The sequence below is a fragment of the Haloarcula sediminis genome (assembly GCF_035656455.1).
GTDB lineage: Archaea > Halobacteriota > Halobacteria > Halobacteriales > Haloarculaceae > Haloarcula > Haloarcula sediminis.
Window position 1 is genome coordinate 1 of the sequence record NZ_JAYMGA010000022.1, and the last position, 2092, is coordinate 2092.

Consider the following 2092-nt stretch of genomic DNA (forward strand, 5'->3'; position numbering starts at 1 on the left):
TAAGTGCGATCGAAGGTGGTCTCAAGCCCTAAACAGCCGGGAGGTGAGCTTAGAAGCAGCTACCCTCTAAGAAAAGCGTAACAGCTTACCGGCCGAGGTTTGAGGCGCCCAAAATGATCGGGGCTCAAGTCCACCACCGAGACCTGGCCGCGCCCTTGACCGGGCGACCGCGTAGGTCGGCGCTCTGATTGGATGGAAGCATGGGCGAGAGCTCGTGTGGACCGATCAGTGACGAAAATCCTGGCCATAGTAGCAGCGATAGTCGGGTAAGAATCCCGACGGCCTTACGAGCAAGGGTTCCTCGGCACTGTTCGTCAACCGAGGGTTAGCCGGTCCTAAGTCCGTTCGTAACTCGCGACGGACAAAAGGGAAACTGGTTAATATTCCAGTGCTTCTCTGCAGTGAAACCGACGCCTCGGGGTCGACCAGACCGGGCCTTCGCCCGGTGGAACCGTCCAAATCCGTGGAAGCCGTAATGGCACGAAGCGGACGAACGGCGGGATACCGCAAGCTGGTTCAACCTGGGGCCCGTGAAAAGGGAGCAGAGAATCCGTACCGAGATCCGACACAGGTGCTCGTGGCGGCGAAAGCCAAGGCCTGTCGGGGACAACCGACGTTAGGGAATTCGGCAAGTTAGTCCCGTAAGTTCGCGATAAGGGATGCCTGCCCCGGAAAGAGGCAGGTCGCAGTGACTCGGGGGCTCGGACTGTCTAGTAACAACATAGGTGACCGCAAATCCGCAAGGACTCGTACGGTCACTGAATCCTGCCCAGTGCGGGTATCTGAACACCTAGTACAATAGGACGAAGGACCCGTCAACGGCGGGGGTAACTATGACCCTCTTAAGGTAGCGTAGTACCTTGCCGCTTCAGTAGCGGCTTGCATGAATGGATTAACGAGAGCGCCACTGTCCCAACGTTGGGCCCGGTGAACTGTACGTTCCAGTGCGGAGTCTGGAGACCCCCAAGGGGAAGCGAAGACCCTATGGAGCTTTACTGCAGGCTGTTGCTGGGACATGGTCGCTAATGTGCAGAGTAGGTAGGAGCCGTTACAGAGGTACCCGCGCTAGCGGGCCACCCAGGCACACATGAAACACTACCCGTTAGTGACTGTGACCCTCACTCCGGGAGGAGGACACCAATAGCCGGGCAGTTTGACTGGGGCGGTACGCGCTTGAAAGAATATCGAGCGCGCCCTAAGGCCATCTCAGCCGTGTCGGAGACGCGGCGAAGAGCGCAAGAGCAAAAGATGGCTTGACAGTGTCCTGCCCAACGAGGGACGCTGACGCGAAAGCGTGGTCTAGCGAACCAATGCGCCCGCTCGATGCGGGCCATTGATGACAGAAAAGCTACCCTAGGGATAACAGAGTCGTCACTCGCAAGAGCACATATCGACCGAGTGGCTTGCTACCTCGATGTCGGTTCCCTCCATCCTGCCCGTGCAGAAGCGGGCAAGGGTGAGGTTGTTCGCCTATTAAAGGAGGTCGTGAGCTGGGTTTAGACCGTCGTGAGACAGGTCGGCTGCTATCTATTGGGGGTGTCATGGTATCTGACGGGAACGTCCGTATAGTACGAGAGGAACTACGGATGGTTGCCACTGGTGTACCGGTTGTCCGAGAGGGCACGTGCCGGGCAGCCACGCAACACGGGGTAAGAGCTGAACGCATCTAAGCTCGAAACCCACCTGGAAAAGAGATACCGCCGAGATCACTCGTAGAAGACGAGATCGATAGACTCGGGGTGTACGCGCCGAGGTGACGAGGCGTTTAGCCCGCGAGCACTAACAGATCGAAGCCACCAATCATACCGCATTGAGACTCGATTCCACACGAGTCCAGGCGCTAACTGGATCGCACGTACCACACAGTCCTAACCGACCGGCATTGGATCCCAGACGAAGTCTGGGGTACGGAAGACATCGTCTTCCGGTGTTTCGCGGTTCGATTCCGTGGATCGGCGTTAAGGCGGCCATAGCGGCGGGGTTCCACCCGTACCCATCCCGAACACGGAAGTTAAGCCCGCCTGCGTTCCGGGGCCTACTCGAGTGCGCGAGCCTCTGGGAGACCCGGTTCGCCGCCTCCACTCATTTCGAC

General features: G+C 58.4%; 2 rRNA genes. Both read left to right on the forward strand.

Annotation, left to right across the window (positions count from 1 at the left end):
• Positions 1 to 1803: ribosomal RNA gene (locus tag VJ162_RS18405) — 23S ribosomal RNA — on the forward strand; the annotation flags it as partial.
• A gap of 156 nt (positions 1804 to 1959) precedes the next feature.
• A 5S ribosomal RNA gene (gene rrf / locus VJ162_RS18410) occupies positions 1960 to 2081 on the forward strand.
• The last annotated feature ends 11 nt before the right edge of the window (positions 2082 to 2092 follow it).